General features: G+C 63.2%; 1 protein-coding gene. It reads left to right on the plus strand.

Annotation, left to right across the window (positions count from 1 at the left end; all coding sequences use genetic code 11):
• Positions 1-65: 65 nt before the first annotated feature.
• Positions 66-787 (plus strand): Ig-like domain-containing protein (locus tag KYX17_RS31595; RefSeq protein ID WP_243233723.1); only part of this gene is annotated, 722 nt, incomplete at its 3' end.

The following is a 787-nucleotide window of genomic DNA, read 5'->3' on the forward strand; positions in this document are numbered from 1 at the left end:
AGGGTTCTCCTGCGGCGCCGGTGTCGTTGTTGGGGTGTTCGTATGGTGCGTGGTCGGGTTCTGGGGTGTTCGTCCGGGAGTGTCCGGGTGAGGGGAGTGATCTGTCGGAGGAGATTCCGGGGATCAAGCCGTCGGCGGATCTGACGTTCCGGGTGAATCGGGATGTGATCGTGCTGAATGATGTGGTGGGCGGTGCGGCGTGGATTGCGACGGACAGTCTGCAGCAGGTGGACAACTGGAATGACATCACTCCTCCGGAGGGGGAGACGGAGGAGGAGGAGAACACCACCGAGGAGACGGTGGAGACGTCTTTGCCGGAGCGGAGCAAGGAGAACACGAAGCCGGTTGCGGAGGATGATTCGTTCGGTGTTCGTCCGGGTGGGACGACGTTCTTGCCGGTGCTGGACAACGACACGGATGCTGACGGTGATGTGCTGGTGGCGGCGTTGGCGAGTAAGCAGCCGTCGATCGGTGAGGTGCAGCCGATCAACAATGGCAGTGCGTTGCAGGTGGCGGTGCCGGAGGATGCGTCGGGGTCGGCGACGTTCGAGTATGAGATCGATGATGGTCGTGGGGGCAAGGACACCGCGAGTGTGTCGGTGGCGGTGCATGACTGGAGTGTGAATGGTGCTCCGGAGCCGAAGCGCAAGAGTGCTTTGGCGGTGGAGGCCGGGGGGACGGTGTCGTACAACGTTCTGCCGGACTGGACCGATCCGGACGGCGACGACGTCTACCTCAAGGAAGTGATCGCCGCTCCCGGCGACGAAGTCGACTTCACGACCGACGG

The sequence above is a fragment of the Microbacterium sp. CIAB417 genome (assembly GCF_022788845.1).